The sequence below is a fragment of the Alkalicoccus halolimnae genome, assembly GCF_008014775.2.
Classification (GTDB): domain Bacteria; phylum Bacillota; class Bacilli; order Bacillales; family Salisediminibacteriaceae; genus Alkalicoccus; species Alkalicoccus halolimnae.
Genome location: NZ_CP144914.1, coordinates 884734 through 908345 on the forward strand (window position 1 = coordinate 884734; position 23612 = coordinate 908345).

Here is a 23612-nt window from a genome sequence, read left to right on the forward strand (position 1 = left end):
GAGGGAAAGTGATGAAACTTACGTGGAAAACAAAAGCGGAAAAGGAAACAAGGTCCCTCGCCGCGCGTCTCGGCTCCCTCCTGCATCCGGGGGACATCGTGACGCTTTCAGGGGACCTCGGGGCCGGCAAGACGACGTTCACAAAAGCGCTCGCCGCCGCTCTCGGAGTTACTCGGACGGTGAACAGTCCGACGTTTACAATCATAAAGGAATACGAAGGGCGATGCCCGTTTTATCATATGGATGCGTACCGGCTGGACGACAGTATGGAAGAGCTCGGCCTGGAAGAATATACGGACGGGGAGGGGGTTCTCGTCATCGAATGGCCGGAAATGATCGAGGACCAGCTTCCGGAAGACAGGCTTTCGCTTCATTTAGCCTACACGGGGGAAACGACCCGGGAAATATACGCCGAAGCAGCCGGCCGAAGGTATGAAGCGCTGCTGGAGGAGTGGAAAAAAGCATGAAAATTTTAGCGATGGATACATCAACGTACGTTCTCGGCACGGCGCTTGCCGAAGACAGGCAGACGGTCGCAGAATTTACGACGCATATTAAAAAGAATCATTCGGTCCGCCTTATGCCCGCCGTCCGTTCAATGATGCAGGAAACAGGCTGGAAACCGGCGGATCTCGATGCCGTCGCCGTTGCGGAAGGCCCGGGCTCCTACACCGGCGTGCGTATCGGAGTGACGACGGCCAAAAGCATGGCGTGGGCGCTGAATATTCCCGTTATCGGCCTTTCGTCGCTTGAGGTGCTCGCTCAGAACGGCAAATACAGCAGCGGGCTGATCAGCCCCTTTTTCGACGCGCGCCGCGGCCAGGTGTTTACCGGTCTCTACCGCTGGGAGAATGGGAGAGCCGTTTCTATTGCAGAAGACAGGATCATCCAGCACGACGAATGGCTCGATTACGTTAAGTCGTGGAACGAACCAGTGCTTGCGCTGAGCCCGGATTACGACAAGCACGAAGCGCTGCTCCAGGAAAAGCTCGGGAACCTCCTGACAGCACCATCCCCGATCGATCAGCTGCCGCGGCCGGCGTCACTCGCCCTGCTCGCAGCGGACCGGGAAGCGGAACACGTGCATGCGTTTACGCCGAACTACCTTCGCCTCGCCGAAGCGGAAACAAAATGGCGGGCGAAGCAGAAGGAGCAGTCCTATGACAAAGGGTAAAGTGCGGGTCCGCCTCATGGACGTGATCGATATCGACGGCGTGATGGAAGTGGAAATGAAAAGCTTTTCCGTGCCGTGGACGAAAGAAGCGTTTTATCAGGAAATTACGAAAAATCACTTCGCCTATTATTTTATCGCCGAACAGGATCGGAAAATTGTCGGCTACTGCGGTCTCTGGGTTATCGTCGGCGACGGGCATATTACGAATATCGCCGTGGACCCGGACGCGAGAGGCCAGGGCATCGGCAACGACCTGCTTTCGGCTTCGATTGAGATGGCCAAAATGCTCGGAGCGGATAAACTGAGTCTGGAAGTGCGGGTCACAAATGAGACGGCGCAGAATTTATACCGGAAATACGGATTTGAAAACGGGGGCATCCGCAAGCGGTACTATACCGATAATAACGAAGATGCCCTGGTCATGTGGGTGAAATTATGATGAGAAAAAATACAATGATTTTAGCTGTAGAAACGAGCTGTGACGAAACCGCCGCGGCGGTCATCCGCAATGGGGATACGATTGTCAGCAGCATTATCGCCTCGCAGATGGAGAGTCATAAACGGTTTGGCGGCGTCGTTCCGGAAATTGCGTCGCGGCACCACGTGGAACAGATTACCCTCATTATGGAAGAGGCGATGACGGAAGCGGACGTGACGTTTGCCGACCTCGATGCGATTGCCGTTACCGAAGGGCCGGGACTCGTCGGAGCGCTTCTCGTCGGTGTCAATGCCGCAAAGGCGGTCGCTTTCGCGCACGACCTGCCGCTGATTGGTGTTCATCACATCGCAGGCCATATTTATGCGAACCACCTCGTCGAGCCGCTGACGTTTCCGCTGATGACGCTCGTTGTCTCCGGCGGCCATACGGAGCTTATTTATATGAAGGAACACGGAAGCTATGAACTGATCGGGGAAACCCGGGACGATGCGGTAGGGGAGGCGTACGACAAAGTGGCGCGTACGATCGGGCTTCCGTATCCCGGCGGCCCGCATATCGACAAGCTGGCACAAACCGCGGAAGCCGAAATTGACCTCCCGCGCGCCTGGCTCGAAGAGGGCTCCTACGACTTCAGCTTCAGCGGACTTAAATCGTCTGTGATCAACACGCTTCACAACGCCAGGCAGAAAGAAAAAGAGATAGACCCTGCCGTGATTGCGGCAAGCTTTCAGGAAGCAGTCTGTGATGTACTCGTCACAAAAACGAGACGCGCCGCGAAAGAATACGGCGTAAAGCGCCTGCTCGTTGCCGGAGGCGTCGCAGCCAACAGCGGTCTGCGCACGGCACTGGAAACGGCGGCCGAAGAAGACGGCCTGCAGCTGACGATTCCACCGCTTCCGCTCTGTACGGATAACGCGGCGATGATTGGAAGCGCGGCTCATTTTCTCCTCGAAAAAGAAGCATTTGCAGACGACCGGTTAAACGGTGTACCGGGTCTCATGCTGAAATAAAATTCACAGAGCAGGGCCCCCGCACGGACATAATTCCGCGGGGGTCCTACTCTGTGGATAAATGAGCAAATTGTGTGAATAATTCGACGCAAAAACGGATGTTAATAACAGTTTGTGAACAACTTGTGGATAATGTTAATAAACCGGATACATCCCCGCCGTTTCAGGAAAGAGAGTTGTTAACAGTAAATCTGTGGATAAATCGATATTTTGTGCATAACTTTCAGGAAAAGCGTACCGTAAGCTGTTCATATGTGTATAACTCTGTGGGTAAGTGGATGAATAAAAAATGATGACTTTAAACGATTGACTTTTCTCCCCAACTTCTATCACAAATGAAAAAGCTGTGGAAAAGTCGTCCCTTTCCACAGCTTTCAGTATCAATTTTCCTGCAGCGCTTCCCATTCTTCCATAAGTGATTCCATGCGGGAATGAGCCGTATGCAGTTTTTCATTCAGTTCGAGCGACTTTTCGTGATCCTGGAAATTTTCCGGTTCGCAGAGGTCGGCTTCGATCGCTTCCACCTTTTTTTCCTCATCTTCTATCGCCAGTTCCAATTCTTCAATGCGCCGCAGTTTCTGGCGCTCTTCTTTTTGCTTTTCCTTGTTGCGGCGGAAATCATTTTTCGGAGCAGGGGCTTCCGTTTCCGTATGGACCGCTTTTTCTTCAGCGGCAATCCGGGCCAGTTCCTGCATTTCCGCTTTTTTCTCCGCGTAGTAGTCGTAATCGCCGAGATAGCTCGTCACGGCCTGCGGCGACAGTTCAGCGATGCGCGTCGCCATGCGGTTGACGAAGTAGCGGTCGTGGGAGACGAAGATGATCGTTCCCGGATAGTCGATCAGCGCGTTTTCGAGCACCTCTTTGCTGTCGAGATCGAGGTGGTTCGTCGGCTCATCGAGAATGAGGACGTTTGCTTTCTGCATCATCAGCTTGGCAAGGGCGAGGCGTGCTTTTTCACCGCCGCTTAAATCGTAGACCGTTTTCAGGACGTCATCCCCGCTGAAGAGGAAGTTTCCGAGCACGGTGCGGATATCTTTTTCGTTTGTCTGCGGATACTCGTCCCACAGCTCCTGAAGCACCGTTTTTTTGGAATGAAGCTCGGTCTGCTCCTGATCATAGTAGCCGATCGTGACGTTGCTGCCGTAGCGGATCGTCCCTTTAAACGGCTTCAGGCGGCCGGTAATAACTTTAAGGAGCGTCGACTTGCCGATTCCGTTCGGACCGATCAGCGCCACGCTTTCACCGCGTGTGAGGCCGAGGGAAATATTGTCGATCAGCGGCGTCTCCCCGTCGTAGCTGACGGCGATATCCTCAAGCATCAGCACGTCATTTCCGCTCTGGCGGTTGATCGAAAAGCGGAAGTTCGCCGATTTGTCGTCGTCTTTCGGCTTGTCCATCTTGTCCATGCGCTCCAGCTGCTTGCGCCGGCTTTTGGCGCGGTTACTGGTAGAGGCGCGTGCCAGGTTTTTCTGGATGAATTCTTCGAGTTTTTTCACTTCTTCCTGCTGCTTTTCAAACGACTTCATTTCCTGCTCCATCAAGCGTGCTTTTTCATCAAGATAGTGGGAATAGTTGCCGTTGTAGCGGCGTGTCTGATGAAAGGAAAGCTCGTAGACGCAGCCGACCACCTTGTCGAGAAAGTAGCGGTCGTGCGACACGATCAGCACGGAGCCGTCGTAGCCGGACAGGTAGTTTTCGAGCCACGTCAAGGTGTCGATATCGAGGTGGTTCGTCGGCTCATCGAGAATAAGCAGGTCCGGTTTGGAAAGGAGCTGCTTCCCGAGCGCGAGGCGCGTTTTCTGGCCGCCGCTCAGCGATGAAACAGGGGTGTTGTAGTCAAACTGCAGGAAGTTGAGCCCGGAAAGAATGCTGCGGATTTCCGATTCGTATTGAAACCCGCCGCGCTGCTGGAATTTCTGCTGGAGCTGATCATAGTCGGCGAGTACTTTTTCGTCGCCTCCGGCCATTTTTTCTTCCAGGCGGCCCAGTTCTTTTTCCATCCTGCGCAGTTCGGAAAAGACGGTCAGCATCTCGTCCCAGATGGAGCGGTCGGAATCGAGCCCGCTGTCCTGGGCAAGGTAACCGATCGATACCCCTTTCGGCTTCATGAGATGACCGTCGTCAAAAGGGATTTCGCCGGTGAAAATTTTCAGCAGCGTCGATTTTCCGGCGCCGTTTCTGCCGACAAGCGCAATGCGCTCCCGTTCCTTAATTTCCATTTTGACATTCGCTAAAATTTGTTCAGACCCGAAGTACTTGGACAGCTGGGTGCATTGTAGTAAAATCATGGTTCGTCACCCTTCTCTTTTATGTGAATACCGTGCGTTTCTCCACTCTTAAGTGTACACGAGGGAGAGTGCGGCAGGCAACTTTCAGATAAAGCATTATGCACAAAGTCAAGGAATAGTGTACAATAAAGGATGGAAATGGGGTGCCATACAGAATGAGCGATTTAACGCATTTTAATGAAGAAGGACGCGCCAGAATGGTCGACGTCAGCGATAAAGAAGCGACCTCCCGGACCGCGCAGGCGGCCTCAAGCGTGCGCGTCAATAAAGAGATTTACGAAAAAATCCGTGCAGGAGAGATCGGCAAAGGCGACGTGCTCGGCACCGCGCAGATTGCCGGCATCATGGCAGCAAAGCAGACATCGACGATTATTCCGATGTGCCATCCGCTTCCGTTGTCCGGTATTGATATTTCTTTTGACTGGGTTGTGAAGGATCAAACACATACGCTGGAAATCACGGGATCCGTCAAGACGACAGGGAAGACCGGTGTGGAAATGGAAGCGTTAACATGTGTTTCCGCCGTTGCCCTTACCGTCTATGATATGTGCAAAGCCCTTGATAAAGGCATGGTTATCGGACCAACATACTTACTCGAGAAAACCGGAGGGAAAAGCGGCGATTTTGCCCGCCCGCCGGAACATAAATAAATTTTACGTATTGCAGAAGTGCAGACAGGGGGAACCAGTATGGAGATCGATCAGGCAAAAATACCGCAGGCGACCGCAAAACGGCTGCCGCTTTACTATCGTTTTTTGGAAGGACTGCAGGCTTCGGGCAAGCACCGCGTCTCCTCATCGGAGCTGAGTGAAGCAGTCAAAGTGGACTCGGCTACGATCCGCCGCGACTTTTCCTATTTTGGAGCGCTCGGCAAGAAAGGCTACGGGTACAACGTCAATTACCTGCTGTCCTTCTTCCGGAAGACACTCGACCAGGATGAGCTCACAAAAGTCATTCTCGTCGGCGTCGGTAATCTCGGGACCGCTTTTTTGAAATACAACTTCAGCAAAAGCAACAACACGCGTATTGAAATGGCGTTTGACATTAATGAATCGATCGTCGGCGAAGTGATCGGCGACGTCCCGGTGCATCATTTTAAAAACGTCAAAGAACATATCGAAGGCAAAGTGGAAGTCGCGATTCTGACCGTACCCGCCGCTCACGCTCAGGGCATTGCCGAAGAGCTGGTGGAGTCCGGTATCAAAGGGATCCTCAACTTTACCCCGGCGCGGCTCTCCCTGCCGGATGACGTACGCGTCCATCACATCGATCTGTCCGTGGAACTCCAGTCGCTTATTTATTTCCTGAAACATTATCCGCTGTAAAAAAGCAGTACGAACGAAAATAATACACGTTTAACGAGGCCTTCATGACGGATTTGTCGTGGAGGCTTTATTATATGAAAAGGAGCTCCTTTCTTCCGCTTACCGGCAGAAGCTTTCCGCGGGGCCCGCCCTCCGCTCTTTCCTGGGAAGCTCGGCTTTCCTGAGAAGGATCTTCCGACTTCGCTTAAATCCCGCGGAAGTTACCGCCGTTTGCTTCAGAAAGACACTGCTTTTTTGTAAAAGTACAGTCAATTTGTAAGCCCGAGCAGGAACCTTCATAAAACGGAGGCGGAAAAACGGAGCGGGAAGTGCTATGATAGAAAAAGATGATTCGAGAAACGAAAGATGAAGGTGAAACTATGACAAAGATTCCGCAGAAATGGCTCGTCGTTATTTCCGTTCTGCTCGGTACGTTTACGATAATTTTAAATAACAGCATGCTCAACCCCGCCGTGCCGCATTTGATGAACGTGTTCGATGCCGGAGCGGTCGCCACCGGCTGGGTGATCACGATCTTTATGGTCACGATGGGGATGACAATGCCGCTCACCGGCTACCTGAGCGATAAATACGGCAAAAAGCAGCTGTTTATTACCGGGCTTGCCCTGTTTCTGCTCGGTTCCGTCCTCGGTGCTTTTTCATGGAGCCTGTCCTCGCTGATCGTGTTCCGCGGCGTGCAGGGCATCGGCGGAGGTATGATGATGCCGCTTTCGCTCGCTCTGATTTTCCAGGCGTTCCCCCGTAAAGAAAGAGGCCTCGCGATGGGCATCTGGGGGATTGCCGCCATGATGGCTCCGACAATTGGACCGACTTTAGGCGGCTTTATTATTGAACTGAGCACGTGGCAGTGGCTGTTTCTCTGTAACCTGCCGACGGGGATTCTGGGGCTGGTTTTCTCAGCTGTGTTTCTAAAGCAGACCGAAAAGGTGCCCGATATCCGCTTTGACCGCTGGGGCTTCGTGACGGTTACGCTCGGGGTCGGCTCGATGCTGTTTGCCCTCGGACGCATGTCGGAACTGGCCCAGCTGTATAACCCTGTGAACTTATTGCTTATCGTCTTTGGACTCGCGGCACTCGTCGTGTTCGTGAAAATTGAACTGCGGGTCGAGCAGCCGCTCTTAGATCTTTCCGTTTTCCGAGCCAAAGCGTATACGTTCAGCGTCTGGGTGTCGATGATCAGTTCGATGAGTCTTTTCGGCGGTATTTTCCTTTTACCGCTTTTGATTCAGAACGTGTACGGACTCGACGCAATCATGACAGGAATCGCCTTTCTGCCGGCCGCATTATTTGCAGGAATTTTCATGACGATCGGCGGGAAGCTCCTCGACAAGAGGGGACCGGCTCTGACGGTAACGAGCGGCCTTACGATTATGGCGCTCGGAACAGCTGCGCTTGGATTTATGACGCTCGAGACGTCGATCTGGCTGATCATCGGCTTAAATGCGATCCGCGGCATCGGTATGGGGCTGAGCCAGATGCCGGCAACGACCGCCGGTATGAATGCAATTCCGGAAAAATTCGTCTCGCGGGGCTCGGCGATGAACAACGTCTTCCGGCAGATGAGCTCCGCGCTCGGCATCGTCTTCGTATCGATCTACTTTGAAGTGCGCCGCGGCCAGATATTTGCGACGAACGGCAGCTCGATCGAAGAAGCAAGCTTAACCGCAATCAATGAAGGGTTCCTGATTATCGCATTCCTCTGCTTTATTTCGATCCCGGCGGGCATTCTGCTCGGACGCGAGCACAAAAAGCAGGAAGCGCTCCTCGAGAAGGAAGCAGCCGAAGACGAACCGCAGGCAAGCTCGCAGTAGGCGGGAGAGCTGTCTATTTCCCCAGGGAAGTGGCAGGAATAATGGCGTGAAAAGCAGAATTCTTGGGAAGTGGTGGAATTCCGCCGGGGAAAAGTAGAATTGCGGGGAGAAATGGTGGAATTGTGCTGAGAAGCGGCGGGAATAAGTACTCGAACGGGAGAATTACGAAGCTGAGCTCTCTGCCCGCTGATTCCCTTGGACAAAGGAAGACCAGTTCCTTAAACTAAGTAAAACGAAAGGAGGGAGAAACTTATGAATATTACTGTTTTCCAAATGGATATCATTCCTGGAGACCCTGAAGCTAACCGCGAAAATGTAAAGAAGTGGTTCAAGCATAATGTAACAAAAGGGGAGACGGATCTCGTTGTTCTTCCGGAAATGTGGACCACGGCTTATACGCTTCCTGAGCTTCATAAGTACGCGGAAGCGGCGGATAATGAATCGACTGCCATGCTGAAAGAACTCGCTCTTTCCTACGGGGTGCATATTATAGGGGGCTCGATTGCTGTAGCAGAAGGTAAAGATATATTTAACCGGGCGCTCGTTATCAGCAGACAAGGTGAATTTGTTTACCAGTATGACAAACTTCATCTCGTGCCGATGCTCAATGAACCGGCATTCTTATCTCCTGGAAGAGAAAAAGTGAAAGTCTTTGAACTGGACGGAGTAAAAATGGGAATCATCATTTGTTTTGACCTCCGTTTCCCGGAAATTATCAGGGAACTGGCCCTTCAGGGGGCCCAGGTGTTATTTATCCCGGCAGAATGGCCGCAGGCACGCGCAGGCCACTGGGAAGTGCTCCAGCAGGCGCGCGCCATAGAAAATCAGATGTACGTCGTGTCCTGTAACCGTATTGGCAGCTACGATAACGTGGAATTTGCCGGACGATCGATGATAACAGACCCGTGGGGCACCGTTCTTGCAAAAGGAAGCCAGGACCAGGAAGAAGTTCTTCAAAAGGCTCTGGATTTTGAAAATGTAACTAATGTTAGAAAGCAGGTCCCTATTTTTGACAGCAGAGTGCCGCAATTTTATTAAATAAAAGAAGTGGCTGGAATGAATAAGAAATGGAAAGTTTCGGTGGTGGCTGCTTTATGAAAAGCAGACCTTCCGCTCGTCATTACGCATGAACCAGGCTGCATGTTCATCACAGACTGGACATATGAGGATTTGGAGAAAAGAAAAGAATAACAGTAAACTGCCTTCACGACGGTTGTTGTGGAGGCATTTGTTATGTTCACCCGACTCTACTGGTCCGAAACACCGCCTCTGCCCGGGAGAAGTGGGGGAAATATCGGCGCAAAAAGTAGAATTATAGGGAAGTGGTGGAATTGTGCTGACAAATGGCGGAAATATGCCCCCGAATGGCGTCATTACGCCGACGACCAGTGAGAATCCACGCCCAAACGGCAGCATTAACCTGAAAACCACCATCCCCGTGTTTCCCAATACAAAAAACCGGCCGCCTTATCAAAAGGCGGCCGGTTTTTTTACTTGTTTTCATTCGAGTTGTTGTTCTCCTGCGCCTGTTTTCCGGCGGCGCCGAAAAACTTAAATGCGAGCATGTAGTCGAAGGCGGCAAACGCGACGAGAAGGATCGTCAGAACGTCCCAGCCGCTCGTCTGCCCGGCCGACTGAATCGCAAGCATAAAGAAAAGTGTCCCCATAAAGAAAAACAAATAGCCGTTAAAACGCGGGGATCGGCTCATTTAGAACAACCTCCCTATAATCATTTGTGCGGACTGCTCCAGCTCTTCCATCTGCTCCATCAGGTCCTGAATTTCTTCGCCGAAAATAACCTGGACGAGCATGACGAAAGAGTTAATTCCGACGTGGGCGATAATCGGCACGATAATGCGTTTCGTTTTCACATACAGCCACGCAAACACGACGCCCATCGCCAGGTAGACGAGCAGGTGCGAGAAGTCGAGGTGGATGACGGAAAAGGCAAGCCCGCTTCCGAGTGCAGCGATCCAGAAACCGAATTTCTTAAAGAGGGCCCCAAAGATGACCATCCGGAAAACGATCTCCTCCACAACAGGGCCGAGAACTGCGACGACGAAAATGACGAACGGAGCAGCGTTGGCCATATCAACGATCATCTGTGTATTTTCCGATCCGGGCTCAATCCCGAAAATGAGGGATTCCACGGCTGCGGCCGCATACTGGGACGCAAAAGCGAGGAAAATACCAAGCACGGACCAGAGAATCGTTTTTGGCACGTCCGCTCTGCCTTCTGACAGCGCAGGGTTCGGCTTCGCGCGCCAGGCGAGCAGCGTGATTACGATAAACCCGATCGTAAACCCGATCGAGATGGAGACACCGGACAGCTGTTCCATGCCGCCTTCAAAGCCGAAGGCGATCAATGCCGGGACGATGACGATCGGCGACAGCTGCATAAGTATAAATGCGACAATAATCAGCCAGTAAATTTTATTCAATCTTGATTCTCCCCTTTTATCTCATTCTATATCTCTAGAGAGCACGAACATACGCTTACCATTGTAGCATAATTTTTCACTGGAAACGTACACAACGCATCACCGGAGCGGGACGTTTACTGAAAAACAATTCAGGGGATATGAAAAGAGTGCGCGCTTACGAAGCAAAAATTTTCTGAGGAAAAGGGTTGCAAAATGGAAGCGTGTTGATTATTATAATAATTGTGTTAGCACTCATACATCGTGAGTGCTAATAAGCAGACTTTTTAAAAAGCACGCCCGTCGTGCCCAAATATTAAAGGAGGGTGTTTTCCTTGTTAAAGCCATTAGGAGATCGTCTAGTCATTGAAGTAGTAAAGGAAGAAGAAAAAACAGCAAGCGGAATTGTACTCCCTGATTCAGCAAAAGAAAAGCCGCAGGAAGGCAAAATTGTCGCTGTCGGTAACGGCCGCGTGACAGAAAGCGGAGAGCGCGTATCTCCGGAAGTAAAGGCGGACCAGAAAGTTCTATTTTCCAAGTATGCAGGAACAGAAGTAAAATACGACGGAAAAGAACTGCTTATTCTCCGCGAAAGCGACGTACTCGCTGTCATCGAGTAGAGACTTGAGCCGAACCGGGAGGCGGCAGCCGCACCCGGCGAAACAGAAAAAATCCATATGAAAACACGATTATAACTAAACGGAGGTTGATTCAGCATGGCAAAAGATATTAAGCACGGTGAAGACGCACGCCGCTCGCTCGTACGCGGAGTGGACCGTCTAGCAGATACAGTTAAAGTAACGCTCGGACCGAAAGGACGCAACGTCGTTCTTGAGAAGAAATTCGGATCTCCACTCATCACCAACGACGGTGTCACGATCGCGAAGGAAATTGAGCTTGAGGACAATTTCGAAAACATGGGCGCCCAGCTCGTATCAGAAGTTGCTTCCAAGACAAACGACATTGCCGGTGACGGTACAACAACAGCAACCGTTCTTGCTCAGGCGATGATCAAGGAAGGCCTGAAAAACGTTACGTCGGGCGCTAACCCGATGGTGATCCGCCGCGGCATCGAAAAAGCAACCGAAGCAGCACTGGAAGAACTGAAAAACATCTCCGAGCCGATTGAAGGCCGCGAGTCGATTTCCCAGGTAGCTTCTATTTCCGCATCCGACGACACGGTCGGCCAGCTTATCGCAGAAGCAATGGAGCGCGTCGGCAATGACGGTGTTATTACGGTAGAAGAGTCCAAAGGTTTCGGTACAGAGCTTGAAGTCGTGGAAGGTATGCAGTTTGACCGCGGTTACGCTTCTCCTTACATGGTAAGCGACTCCGACAAAATGGAAGCGGTTCTTGAAGATCCGTATATCCTTGTAACAGACAAGAAAATCGGCAACATTCAGGAAGTACTTCCTGTTCTTGAGCAAGTCGTACAGAAGAGCAAGCCGATCCTGATTATTTCTGAAGACGTGGAAGGCGAAGCGCTTGCGACACTTGTTGTCAACAAGCTGCGCGGCACGTTCAACGCCGTAGCTGTTAAAGCACCAGGCTTTGGTGACCGCCGTAAAGCAATGCTTGAAGACATTGCAGCACTTACAGGTGCGGAAGTAATCACGGAAGAGCTCGGTCTTGATCTTAAATCTGCGGACATCACGCAGCTTGGCCGTGCATCCAAAGTGGTTGTATCCAAAGACAACACAACGATCGTGGAAGGCGGCGGCGACTCTGCGAAAATTGCAGACCGCGTCAACCAGCTCCGCTCCCAGATCGAAGAAACAACATCCGACTTCGACCGTGAAAAGCTTCAGGAGCGCCTTGCGAAGCTTGCAGGCGGCGTAGCCGTTGTAAAAGTCGGTGCAGCAACTGAAACAGAAATGAAAGAGAAGAAGCTCCGCATCGAGGACGCTCTTAACTCGACACGCGCAGCAGTGGAAGAAGGTATCGTAGCCGGTGGTGGTACGTCCCTTATCAACGTACTCACGAAGCTTCGTTCCCTCGGCCTTGAAGGCGACGAAGCAACTGGTGCCAGCATCGTCTTCCGTGCTCTTGAAGAGCCGGTACGCCAGATCGCAGAAAACGCGGGTCTTGAAGGCTCCATCATCGTTGAGCGCCTTAAAGGCGAATCCGTCGGCATCGGCTTCAACGCCGCAACTGGCGAGTACGTCGACATGATCAAAGCCGGTATCGTCGACCCAACAAAAGTAACACGCTCTGCGCTGCAGAACGCAGCATCCGTATCCGCTATGTTCCTAACGACAGAAGCAGTCGTCGCGGACTTCCCGGAAGAAGAAGGATCCGGCGGCGGCATGCCTGACATGGGCGGCATGGGCGGTATGGGCGGCATGATGTAATAAAAGCCCATACCCTTTGAGATACAAGAGATATGAGCTTTAACATCCGTTTAAACCACCGAAAAAAACCACGGATTTTAACTTTATAGAGTTTGAGAGAGGTCTTTCATCAAGTTATTGAACTTGGTGGAGGCCTCTTTTTTTATTTCTTTTGTGACATGGAGATAGATTTTATTGTTGTGTTTTCATCATCATGGCCTAAGCGTTTCATTATGTCAGTTAGACTTTCTGGAAATAACGTTTTACGCTTTCCTAGTTCCTAGATCAGCAAAAGGGGAAGCAGCTAAAAATGCCAGAATAACAGTGAAGAAATTGAATCACATTAATCGTTCGATGCAAAAACCTTCTCACGAATTAATAACCGCTCTAGGAGGGGCCTATCGTGCATGAGGAAGATACAAGGTGTGTTAATAAACTTTTATATCGCTGAGAAAGTTTGAGATTGCATAAAGAAATGGATAGAAAAAGGAATAGAAATGGATCAGAAAATTAATTTCTTTACTCTTTACTGGGGGAATCGGTTGCTCCCTAAAAAGTATGGGATCATGAAAGGGAATTTTATAAATAAAGATAAGCATACGTTGAATGCTAAAAGCAAAAATTGGTTTGACGATATAAATTATTAGGAGCGTGAGAATTGTGTATGTATACGAGAAGAAAATAGCACAGAGAGAAATGAAGCAATTGCATTTCATGTATAGGGTGAGTGTTTACCCTATTTCAGAGAAGGGAGAACGCCTTCTTGGATTTAAAAAGGGAAACAGTAGATCACTTAAATTAAAGTGGTACTACACGGACCCTAAAGAGACAGAAGAAGAGCATATCCGCATTGTAGAACAGCGTATTCCTATGGCGTTGGCTCAATGGAGAGTACTGGATATAAAACAGAAGATGGAAGTGAAACATTTATGCTCAATCTAGCAGGGGGTGGATATCAGCGTCCGCAGTATAAGGAAGATTGGGATTATACGCTGGAAAGTATTCATTATCCGGCTGACGATTCTCTCACTGTGGAGGATATCCCTACCCTCTAATTTTATGGAATTAATACTTTAAAGCTGGGGAGGGTGTCCATTGAAAGTCCTTTCTAAGGAAGAAAAGAGAGACATACAAGATTATTTTCAACTGGACGAGCGGATCAAAGAAAAAAAGCAGCATATGAAGCTTGTCCGGCGTAACTCTTATAATCAATCTCTATGTACGAGGATTGAACCCACAGATTTAGCTTTATCACCTGTAGCCTTTCGGGTAGAAAGCCAGGTCACAGATTTAGTAACATCCTTAGACGATATGAAAATCACGTTACAGATGTTGCAGAAGAAACAAAGGTATTTAGAGGACTATATGTCCTCTCTCCCTCTTTGAGAGCGTCAGGACTTTTTACAAAACTATCAGGACCATCAGTTAAGGTTTCGGAAGGATCAAGCCGATGTGAATTTATACAATGAAGTTTTAGAGATAGAGGAAGCCATTAATTTTCAGTTTGGCTTTCCTGAAGAATGCGAAAACAATGTACTGGGTCGAAGTTTTGAGGACTTATTAAGCATGCTGGAGGTGTAACCCGTGCGGGGGGAATAGAAATCAGAAGGTACAGCATTTTCTCCGAATGTGGGGAAAACTGGACAGCAACATGAATTACTTAACCACTGTGGAAGAAGTACAGGTAAAAATCCTTTATAAATCTTTGAGTAAGCTGCTAGAAGAGCAACGGGAAGTACTGGAAAGGAAATACCGCGTATTCTTAAAGCGCCAAGGCAAGCCAAACTGCTACACCGATGCAGAGCTTCATAAGAAATACGGTATCAGCCTGCTGGAGTACCAGGAGTACCGCCGGAGAATCGAAACCGTATTTAAGGCGTATCTGCTGCCGATTGCAGAAGAGTACCAAGAGGAACTTTCCAGAGCGATTGATCTGGTACACCGGAAGTAGTAAACATAGGGAGAGATTTAATTCTTCCTCAAAATAACATAGTTCTTTCACTTTAATAATTTTAAGTGAAATACAGTATTTCTTTAAAAAATATTGTTATTAGTGTATGATAAAGTGACAATATTTGTAGAAAAGAGGGAATGTATTTTATGTGTAATTATAAGAAGCAGTACCGTATGAGTAATGAGATGGGACAAGCAATTGTTGATGGAGTCTTGCAAGGATATAAAGATTATCTCCAGGAGAGACGTGAAAAGAGAAATTCAATGCATATAAGCTCAGCTTATGCATGGACCAAAGGAAATCATATTGATCATAATGTAGTAGAGTCTTCAAAAAACCAGGAAGTAAAATTTGCAAAAGCACGGGCCGGATATAGCTGGGGTTATCTTCAGTTTGGGCATGAACAAACTAGTAGTATGTTTATAATAAAAAACGGAAAATACTTTGATGAAAAAAACTTCACGAAATCTAAGGATATAAGAGGTAGAAGTAGTGAAGAAAAAAAAGAAAGTTATATAAAACGATTAGCAAATATTAATGACTCAGTAGATTTTCCTGAACAAGTGGACATAACAAAACAAGGAGATTCATTTGAGGTAGTCAGTTTTATGGACCCGGAAATGTTGCAAGAGATTGAAGAACCTAGTTATAAAGAATTATTAGATAAATTTAATCGATTTTATGTGGTAACATATGAAATTGATGCAGAGCATGTAATTTCTCAAGTGAGACTTATGATGCCAAATCCTAATGACGGGGTCGCTTACGAGGTAGATGATCTTACACATTTAATCGGAACAAGTACTGTTAGATTTGAAACTCAAGATTTTGATACAGTAAAAGAAGAAGCGAAGGAAAGAGATGCTATGCTGGATTATGGCATAATGTTTAACGTAGGAAAGACCGGAGAGGACGAAAACAATTAATCGTTCTCCAATCTAAGGAGGTAGCGATATGTTTGTTGGTAAAACTCTAACCAACTTACGCATTTTAAGGGGATATAATAGAAAACAGTTAGCGCAAGTATTAGGGGTAACGGAACAAGCGGTGTGGCAGTATGAAAATGGGTATGCTGCCCCTAAACTTGGTACTATAAATGATTTGAAAAGGTTATTTAGTGTTAAAAGTAGGTTTTTTTATCAAGAAGATCTGTTAAGTAAGCAGAGTAAAAATTATGTGAATCATAATCATATTGCGTATAGAGCTGATGAAAGAAATAGTGTTCAAAAAACACAGATGGAAAAGGTTCATTTAGAATATTCTATTGCCTTTTTGAACCTTCTCTCCAACCACTTTCAGTTACCAGAAAACAATATGAGAAAATTAAGAGATGAAGTTTTGTATCTTATGAGAACATCCTCCAATGAACTAGAGGAGATCAAATTATATGCCCATTATGCGAGAGATTTTTTAGGGATTAGTTCCATAAATAATAAAAATATTCTTTATCACTTAGAGAAAAATGGAGTATTTGTTTTTGAAAAAGCTGTAGGAGAAAAAGTTGATGCATACAGTGTATGGTCTGAAGATGACATGCCATACATTATGCTTGGGAACTCTAAAGGTGTAGCAGCCAGAAGAAATTTTGATTTAGCTCATGAATTAGGGCATTTATTAATGCATTATAAAGAAGAGTTCGCATTACAAGATAAAAGTAACCACAATATATTTGAACAACAAGCTGATATATTTGCTGGGGAGTTCTTATTACCTGAAAGAGAAATAAGAAAAGATTTGGAAGCATTAAATAGAATTTCTAATCCTGATTCATATCTAGATTTGAAGAAAAAATGGGAAGTTTCAATTCAAGCTCTAGGTTACCGTGCGAGAGATTTAGGGATTATGTCTGAACAACAGTTTAGGTATTTTTACGCTCAAATTAACAAAATGGGATACAGAAAACTTGAACCTCTGGATAAAGAAATACCACTACAAAGGCCCGGGAAAATAAAAAGTATTTTGCAGTTTTTGTTTGAGAATAAAGTTATAAAATTAGAAAATATTTTATCTTCCCTGGAGTTGGAGGAAGAATTTCTTTCAGTGCTCACAGGTATTGATAAAGATTTTTTCAAGAAATATAAAGAACATACTAGTCGAACTTATTCTATTGCTGACTTTAAGCAAGAAAATATTAATTTTGGTAATTAAACTGCTGATTGTGAGAAAAGGAGGCAGAGACACTATTTCACTTGGTTAGTGGAATAGTGTCTTTTTTTCATCCAAAGGAAGAAACAATAAATCTAATAAATAAGTTGTAACTGCTACTCTAAAGTGGCTCTTACGAACTTTTGGGGAGACTGTTCATCGATACTATCGGGAAATAGAAATAAAAAGGAGTGTTTTCCATGGATACGCTGCCTGCTTTCTATGAACCAATCGATGTTATGCATATTGCTGCCTGGCAGGAAAGTCCAGAAGGGATAGAAGTCATTGCCCTTTCCTCGCGGAAATCAGCCGTTTGTCCACAATGTCATTGCAGAAGCCACAACAAACACAGTCGTTATGTGCGTATGTTACGAGACCTGCCGGTCTCTGGAAAACCAGTGATCCTCGTGCTCCAAGCGAATAAATGGTTTTGTCTGCACCGTTTTTGCCCGATGCGTGTATTTACAGAACGCTTCGAAGGCATTTCTTCCTCGCAACGCAACACGGATCGGCTCCAGCTTTTGCTACAAGAACTGGCCTTTTCTATGAGTGCGAAAGCGGCAGAACGATGCAGTAAAGCCATCGGTGTGCCTACAAGCCACGATACCTTTCTCTATTTGATTCGCGCTACCCCGGAAGTTCCGATCGAAGATTGTCCCTTTCGTTTCTATCGATGATTTTGCGCTGCGAAAAAGATTTCGTTACGGTACCCTGGTGGTAGATTTACGTACACATCATCCGATTGACTTATTTGCTGGGCGCACGGAGGAAGAAACAAAAGCTTGGCTGATCAAGCATCCAACGAATCAGACGGTGAGCAGGGATGGCTCCAGAGCGTATGCCCGTGCCATCCGGGAAACTTCTGCGCAGATTATCCAAGTAACCGACCGCTGGCATATTCTCAAAGGATTATTTGAAGCAGTGAAGGAAGAAATTTATCTTCACTTCCCGACAAAACCAGTGGGACCGCCAATCACTCTCCGAACTCCGCCTCCTTCCTCGAAGAGGAAAAGCGAAAGCGTGCGAGAAGAAAACGAAGCAAAGCGTTGGAAAGTGATCCAGCAGGTGCAAGAACGACAGCAGCGTGGAGAATCCATCATGGGATTAAGCCGAGCTTTTCAACTTTCCCGCGAGACGATTTATCATTGTTTAACGATCCAACATCCACCAAGTCATCAACGAGGTTCTCCTTATGATTCGTATCGACCGCAGATTCATGACCTGATTCAGCAAGGGAAGAAAGCAGACGACATTGAAAAAATATGTAGACAATTCGGTTATACGGGCTCCCGTTCCACCCTCAATACAATGATCGCAAAAGAACGACAGCACTTCTCTCCTCCAAAACCTTTTATTAAACCAAGGAAAGTATTTAAGCAGCTGTGGAGTATGTCTGATCCCACCGAACCGATGGGAGAAATCGAAGAAGCATGGAAAACCCAGTGGCCTCCCATTCAGGATTTATGCACCTTTTTGATCGGATTTCGACAAATGTTTATCGAGACCGATGCCTCTCTATTTAATTCTTACCTTCGGTGCGAAGCATATACCGCTTTTCCTGCCGTACAGCGTTTTATCCGCGGGCTGGAGAAAGATAAACAAGGGATTCATAACGCGGTTCTGCTCCCTTGGAGCAACGGGGTGGCAGAAGGGCATGTCCATCGCCTGAAAGTACAAAAGGCGATGATGTATGGTCGGGGATCGTTTGATTTGTTGCGAAAACGTATCTTATACCGATCTTCTTTCTCCTAATCATTATTGTGAAAAAAGAACGAAAACTGGATAAAAAGAGGTCTGTAATGCTTCCCCAAAAGTTCGTAAGAGCCACTATAGTTTAGCAGTTACAAGAGTTTGCAAAGGAATTTCAAACATTGCTTAAGGGCATATTAACGATTGACATAAGTAAATTAAAAGATTGGAACGAACAGTTGCGTATTCACTATTCAAAAAATAGGGACAAGTTAAGTCTCATGCGGTAAAAACATTAAAATTATGACTTTCGCTAATTACTTAGGGTTTTGAAGGTATTAGTTCCGTTGTTCGGCTAATTAATAACTAGTATAATAGAATTATTATGATATGGATAAATGTAGAAGTATTTACAAGTAATATCTAAGTTAAAGGGGAGGGAAAGTGTGTGGAAATTGACTTAAGAAGTGATTATCTAAAATCATGGTTGTCTCCTGCAAGAAAAGAGAATAAAGATTTAAAATATAGACATTTGAAACTCTCTGAAATGAAAAGCTCTAGGGAGGATATAATCCCTTATTTACAACAGGTTATAAATGAAGCCCACGAAGATTATAAGAGATGTAAAAGAGCGGTATTATCAGATTCTCTTGACCCAGGCGTAAACATAGACTTTGATGAACTAGGGGATCTAGATCCTGCATACGGCTATCCTAATTTTCTTGATATGAATACTTTAAAGGGATATTTTGGGGAGATTTTTTCAGGGATTATAGCAGAGAATTTTTCACCTTTTAATATTAATAATTGGAAAGTTCCAGTTTTTAGTTTTCGACATCATGAAACTGCATTTGATCAGCTAGAAACTTATAAAAGAACTGGTAATAAAAAGAAAGCTACAATTGGAAGACCAGGTGATGACTGTTTAGCATTTGTATTAAATGAAGAGAGCAATAAAATAGAGAAAATGTTATTTATCGAGGCAAAGTGTACCGATGATCATAAAAGTGATCTAATTAACAAAGCTCATAGCCAAATAAGTGATAAGAACCCGGTCCCTGTCGAGTTAATAAGATTATTAGAAATATTAAGGGATTATGATTCTGATTATGCAAAAAAGTGGAGTATTGCCTTATCCAATTTATATCTTAAAAAAAATGAAGAAGGGCAAGTTAGGTTTGATTTAGTTAGTTACGTTTGTGGAAGGTCTCCTATAAGGAAACAAAGTTGGATGGACTCTCATAAACCACACGAATTATATAAAGGTAAAAGGGATCTTGAATCTGTCGAAATCCACGTATCGAATGTTGATCAGCTTGTCAAAAAAGTGTATCAAAAAGAGGAAGATTAATTATGAGTGAAAATGAGTTTGAAAAAGAGTTAGAAGAAATAATTATTGAGTATAAAAGCGATTTTAGTTCTAAAAAACTTCCTCATCAAATCGCAAAATTATATAGTCACTTTACTAAAGTAAATTTAAATCAATATGGACTTAGAAGTTGGGGGAAAGCAGACTTTCAAAATAGCTTGGAAGAGGCTTTCCGCCTAATCCACATTGGCTTTAATTTAAAGGATATAGCTGGAGGAGATTGGGAGCTGTTTTTTCTAAAGGCTGGTGAAATACTAGAATGGCTCTCTCATCCGAAAGTTAATACTTATGATTATCCACTACATTTTTTATCAGCTGCTGCTTACCAAATAGCTGGATATCCAGCCCTTGCAAATGGATTATTAAATGAAAGAAAGGTCACTTCAAAAGAGTCAGAGATATTAAGAATGTTTCTTAAAAATGATTTTAAAAATTTAGTACCAAAGTTAGAGAGTTATTGGACAAATAATGAATTTAAGAATAAAAAAAATGAAAGGGAAACTTTTGAAGATGATATTAATGATTATATTGTGAGGGAAGTAATAAGTGTAATAGGAGTACTAGTTACATATTTTAAATGGGGAGACACCGATAGAATTGAAAAAGCTATTAAAAAATTCGAAAGCTTATCTAAGTTAATGCTTTACGATACAAATTCTTTCAATTGGATTTTTTCTAAATTATGCTCAGAACTAACTAAAGGTTATATAAAAAACTCTATTAGAAAAAATTTAAACGATTTAAGAGAATTTAATAATGAATCTTTAGATAATGCTTTAGAGGGTTACATTAAAAAGAATTTCTTAGAAAACAAGTCGTTATTATGGCCTTCCCAAATAAAAGGCCTAAATAAATTAATAAATAGTGACTCTTTTGTAATTTGCACGCCTACCGGTTCAGGTAAGACGACTGTAGCAGAGTTATCAATTATAAAAAATCTATTTAAAGAGATTGATTATGACTCTGCCAATAGTGATTTCTTCTCTAATACCACCAGAATACGCGCGTTGTTTTCCAAACAACAGCCTGTAATTTTATATTTAGTCCCATCAAGAGCTTTAGCTGCAGAGACTGAAGCTAAGCTTAGCAGAGTTTTACAAAATATTATGAATGATGAAATCGTAGTAACAGGGTTATATGGGGGAATAGATTGGGGACCAACTGATGCGTGGATTAATCAAAATTTAAAAACAGTATTAATTTGCACTTATGAAAAGGGTGAGGCATTACTCAGGTTTTTAGGTCCATTATTTATGAGTCGTTTATCTTTAGTAGTCATAGATGAAGCACATTCGGTACAATTTGACCAAAATACGGATTCTCTAATTTCAGGGGATAATAGATCCTTAAGGTTAGAGTCATTAGGTAGTCGGTTGGTTAATAGGCTGCATAGTAACAACAATAAAGTTATTGCACTTTCCGCTGTTATTGGTGATAAATCTAAAGAACTTTCAAACTGGATAACAAATAATAAAGCAGAAGCAGTAGAGACTCCCTATAGAAGTACAAGACAACTGATCGGTAGGTTAGAATTTTATAAATCAGGAGATTTTAGTATTAAGTACGATTTATTAAATGGAGATATTCTAAGATTTGAAGAGAAGAATGAAACTGAGGATTCTCCATTTATACCGCACCCATTTCCGAGTAGCCCTAAAAAATTTGTAGATCTACCTAAAAGCTATATTGGCGCAAATAAAGGGTTCCCTAAATATTCAAGACCATATTTATTTTGGGCTGCAATTCAGTTAGCTAAAACTAAGCAATATGAAAAACAGAGCACCGTACTCGTATCTGTTATGCAACATGTAAATGGGTATGCAGATGACTTTAATCATGTGTTAACTAAAGTATACAGCGATGAAGATATACCTAATTTTTTTGAGGAACCTACACATGGTAATAACAAAATTCTCTGGGAAAGGTGCCTAGAATCCTGTTTAGATTATTATGGTGAAAATTCTAACGAATACAAATTATTAAAAAGAGGGATAGTAGTACATTATGGAAAAATGCCAGGTCTTTTATCTCGTTTATTAATAGAAGTTATTAATAAAAAAATCGTACATATAGTTTTAGCGTCCTCAACGTTATCAGAGGGAGTCAATTTACCATTTGATATAGTGTTAATCCCGGTGTTATCCAGAAGGGGAGACCCTATTTCCGTTAACGAATTTAAAAACTTAGTTGGAAGGGCTGGAAGGCCTGGAAACGGTACAGAAGGAAGAAGTTTGATTTTACTAGAGTCCTCTTCCAAGTCTATTGATTATAGCTCAAATAACGCTCGGTCACACTATGGGGATATCATACGAAACTATTTAAATGTTAATGAGAAATTTTTTGAGGAAGAAATCATTAATCCAAGTCCTATAGCTAATTTAATTTCTTTTATACGAAGGGAATGGGCTGTTCTTACGGGGTCTAATTCGGAAGAAGAATTTTATCAATGGCTGGAGGAGTGTGTACCGAGTGAAAATGAAGATATATTTGAGGATAAATTTGAACTTAATGTAGAAAAAGGTTTAGATACCTTAGATGGTATTATATTGTCTTCAATAGTAGAAATTGAGAGCATTGAAAAATCAAATTTGTCTAAAAGTAATTATGAAGTGATGCTTAAGAATATCTGGAAAAAAACATTTGCCTTTTTTACAAGTGAACAAGAGGAGAAATTGGAATCAGTATTTTTAAAGAGAGGTAACTCATTGGTTAATGATATCTATCCAGATCAAGAACATAGAAGGAAAATATACAAAACAAGTCTCCAACCTAGATACGCTTCACAACTTTTTCGTTTACATCAGCAAATTATTGACCGTTTGAAAGAAGGTGAAGAGTACAAGAACTGGACGACAGTTCAGAAGGTAAACTTTATAATTTCCTGCGTGAGAGAAATAATAAAGTTAGAAAAGTTTGCTATTAAGGAAGGAGTAGGAAAAGGTGCTTCTTTTGTACCCTGGGAAGATATTCTACATTGGTGGCTAACTAATGATAGCAAGAGTAAGCCAAAGACAAAACAAATTCCTGAATGGATCAAATTTGTTTACGACAATTTTAATTATAAATTTAATTGGGGTATTGGAACTGTATTATCTCTAGTATGGGATGAAGTGAATAATGGTGAATTAAATTTTCTTTCACTAGATGATTGGGAAAATACAGAGTTACCTTGGATTGTATTTTGGATAAAAGAATTAATAACATGGGGAACTTATGACCCTGTAATAGCCTACCTTCTATCAAGTGGTTACGCGTCTACTAGAGAAGAAGCTAAAGAGTACTCCGAAAAATATTACCTTTATTGTGATTTCGAAGATGATATTTATAATGTAAAACTGATTAGGAAATGGATCAAAGATGAATTTCCTGAACAGACAAATGATGAGGTTGCTGAAGATGCTTTAAGTATTAATGCTAATTCTGTTAGACAGCTCAAAAATAAAACACTAGATTGGAATGTTTTCCCTGTCATTCAAGACTCAAAAGTATTGTGGGTGGACTATTCTGGTTACTTACTAGCGGAGTCCAATACAGAAAATATGAATGTTAGCTCAATAACTTATAATAGAGACTATATCTTTAATGCAGACATATCAAAAGTATCCTCCAGAAAGTACTTTAAAAATTAGAGATTTAGTCATGGATATTCTCTTTTAAT

Annotated in this window: 22 protein-coding genes; 19 read left to right on the forward strand and 3 right to left on the reverse strand. The window is 44.5% G+C overall.

Annotated elements, in window-relative coordinates:
• The first annotated feature begins 11 nt into the window (after nucleotides 1-11).
• The 4 genes from tsaE to tsaD are packed head-to-tail and all read left to right on the forward strand — an operon-like array spanning nucleotide 12 to nucleotide 2623.
• The gene (gene tsaE, locus FTX54_RS03970; protein WP_147803351.1) at nucleotides 12-467 is read left to right on the forward strand and encodes a tRNA (adenosine(37)-N6)-threonylcarbamoyltransferase complex ATPase subunit type 1 TsaE; all 456 of its coding nucleotides are present in this window, start codon (nucleotides 12-14) and stop codon (nucleotides 465-467) included.
• Entirely contained in the window at nucleotides 464-1174 is a 711-nt protein-coding gene (gene tsaB / locus FTX54_RS03975; protein WP_147803350.1) for a tRNA (adenosine(37)-N6)-threonylcarbamoyltransferase complex dimerization subunit type 1 TsaB, read from the forward strand. The genes tsaE and tsaB overlap by 4 nt, the downstream gene beginning before the upstream one ends.
• Nucleotides 1161-1613, forward strand: a complete 453-nt coding sequence (gene rimI / locus FTX54_RS03980) for a ribosomal protein S18-alanine N-acetyltransferase (RefSeq protein WP_147803349.1) — start codon at nucleotides 1161-1163, stop codon at nucleotides 1611-1613. Before tsaB ends, rimI begins: the two co-directional genes overlap by 14 nt.
• Nucleotides 1613-2623: a tRNA (adenosine(37)-N6)-threonylcarbamoyltransferase complex transferase subunit TsaD gene (gene tsaD / locus FTX54_RS03985; RefSeq protein ID WP_147803378.1), complete on the forward strand. Its 1011-nt coding sequence runs from the start codon at nucleotides 1613-1615 to the stop codon at nucleotides 2621-2623. The genes rimI and tsaD overlap by 1 nt, the downstream gene beginning before the upstream one ends.
• Nucleotides 2624-3003: 380 nt before the next feature.
• Here tsaD and FTX54_RS03990 read toward each other — a convergent pair whose 3' ends face one another.
• Nucleotides 3004-4911, reverse strand: coding sequence for an ABC-F family ATP-binding cassette domain-containing protein (locus FTX54_RS03990; protein WP_147803348.1), 1908 nt, complete (start codon nucleotides 4909-4911; stop codon nucleotides 3004-3006).
• A 155-nt stretch (nucleotides 4912-5066) separates the two neighbouring features.
• On the opposite strand from FTX54_RS03990, the gene moaC reads away from it, so the two are divergent.
• The 4 genes from moaC to FTX54_RS04010 all read left to right on the forward strand — a co-directional run bounded on the left by moaC (nucleotide 5067) and on the right by FTX54_RS04010 (nucleotide 9085).
• Nucleotides 5067-5561, forward strand: a complete 495-nt coding sequence (gene moaC / locus FTX54_RS03995; protein WP_147803347.1) for a cyclic pyranopterin monophosphate synthase MoaC — start codon at nucleotides 5067-5069, stop codon at nucleotides 5559-5561.
• 39 nt (nucleotides 5562-5600) lie between these two features.
• Nucleotides 5601-6236, forward strand: a complete 636-nt coding sequence (locus FTX54_RS04000; protein ID WP_147803346.1) for a redox-sensing transcriptional repressor Rex — start codon at nucleotides 5601-5603, stop codon at nucleotides 6234-6236.
• Nucleotides 6237-6595: 359 nt separating this feature from the next.
• The gene (locus FTX54_RS04005) at nucleotides 6596-8047 is read left to right on the forward strand and encodes an MDR family MFS transporter (RefSeq protein ID WP_147803377.1); all 1452 of its coding nucleotides are present in this window, start codon (nucleotides 6596-6598) and stop codon (nucleotides 8045-8047) included.
• Nucleotides 8048-8299: 252 nt separating this feature from the next.
• Nucleotides 8300-9085, forward strand: a complete 786-nt coding sequence (locus FTX54_RS04010; RefSeq protein WP_147803345.1) for a carbon-nitrogen family hydrolase — start codon at nucleotides 8300-8302, stop codon at nucleotides 9083-9085.
• 452 nt (nucleotides 9086-9537) lie between these two features.
• On the opposite strand, the gene FTX54_RS04015 is transcribed toward FTX54_RS04010, so the two are convergent.
• On the reverse strand, nucleotides 9538-9756 hold the full coding sequence (locus tag FTX54_RS04015) for a YdiK family protein (RefSeq protein ID WP_147803344.1): 219 nt from the start codon (nucleotides 9754-9756) through the stop codon (nucleotides 9538-9540).
• Nucleotides 9757-10488: a CPBP family intramembrane glutamic endopeptidase gene (locus FTX54_RS04020; protein ID WP_147803343.1), complete on the reverse strand. Its 732-nt coding sequence runs from the start codon at nucleotides 10486-10488 to the stop codon at nucleotides 9757-9759.
• A 314-nt stretch (nucleotides 10489-10802) separates the two neighbouring features.
• Between FTX54_RS04020 and groES the strand changes: the two genes are divergently transcribed.
• From groES to FTX54_RS04075, 11 genes are all read left to right on the forward strand, one after another.
• The gene (gene groES, locus FTX54_RS04025) at nucleotides 10803-11087 is read left to right on the forward strand and encodes a co-chaperone GroES (protein ID WP_147803342.1); all 285 of its coding nucleotides are present in this window, start codon (nucleotides 10803-10805) and stop codon (nucleotides 11085-11087) included.
• Between the two features lie 96 nt (nucleotides 11088-11183).
• Entirely contained in the window at nucleotides 11184-12818 is a 1635-nt protein-coding gene (groL, locus tag FTX54_RS04030; protein WP_147803341.1) for a chaperonin GroEL, read from the forward strand.
• A gap of 863 nt (nucleotides 12819-13681) precedes the next feature.
• Entirely contained in the window at nucleotides 13682-13852 is a 171-nt protein-coding gene (locus FTX54_RS04035; protein ID WP_187254504.1) for a hypothetical protein, read from the forward strand.
• A 40-nt stretch (nucleotides 13853-13892) separates the two neighbouring features.
• Complete coding sequence (locus tag FTX54_RS04040; protein WP_147803340.1) at nucleotides 13893-14183, forward strand: hypothetical protein; 291 nt, start codon at nucleotides 13893-13895, stop codon at nucleotides 14181-14183.
• Nucleotides 14184-14424: 241 nt separating this feature from the next.
• The gene (locus FTX54_RS04045; protein ID WP_147803339.1) at nucleotides 14425-14748 is read left to right on the forward strand and encodes a hypothetical protein; all 324 of its coding nucleotides are present in this window, start codon (nucleotides 14425-14427) and stop codon (nucleotides 14746-14748) included.
• 176 nt (nucleotides 14749-14924) lie between these two features.
• A complete protein-coding gene (locus tag FTX54_RS04050; RefSeq protein ID WP_147803338.1) occupies nucleotides 14925-15677 on the forward strand; it encodes a hypothetical protein in 753 nt (250 codons plus the stop codon).
• 28 nt (nucleotides 15678-15705) lie between these two features.
• Complete coding sequence (locus FTX54_RS04055) at nucleotides 15706-16899, forward strand: helix-turn-helix domain-containing protein (RefSeq protein WP_147803337.1); 1194 nt, start codon at nucleotides 15706-15708, stop codon at nucleotides 16897-16899.
• 197 nt (nucleotides 16900-17096) lie between these two features.
• Nucleotides 17097-17573 (forward strand): transposase family protein, encoded by a 477-nt coding sequence (locus tag FTX54_RS04060; RefSeq protein ID WP_147803336.1) that lies wholly within the window; start codon nucleotides 17097-17099, stop codon nucleotides 17571-17573.
• 37 nt (nucleotides 17574-17610) lie between these two features.
• Nucleotides 17611-18648, forward strand: a complete 1038-nt coding sequence (locus tag FTX54_RS04065; RefSeq protein ID WP_147803335.1) for a transposase — start codon at nucleotides 17611-17613, stop codon at nucleotides 18646-18648.
• 385 nt (nucleotides 18649-19033) lie between these two features.
• Nucleotides 19034-19936 (forward strand): hypothetical protein, encoded by a 903-nt coding sequence (locus FTX54_RS04070; protein WP_147803334.1) that lies wholly within the window; start codon nucleotides 19034-19036, stop codon nucleotides 19934-19936.
• A gap of 2 nt (nucleotides 19937-19938) precedes the next feature.
• Nucleotides 19939-23583 carry a DEAD/DEAH box helicase gene (locus FTX54_RS04075; RefSeq protein WP_147803333.1) on the forward strand — a complete coding sequence of 1215 codons (3645 nt, stop codon included), beginning with the start codon at nucleotides 19939-19941 and terminating at the stop codon, nucleotides 23581-23583.
• Nucleotides 23584-23612: the final 29 nt, after the last annotated feature.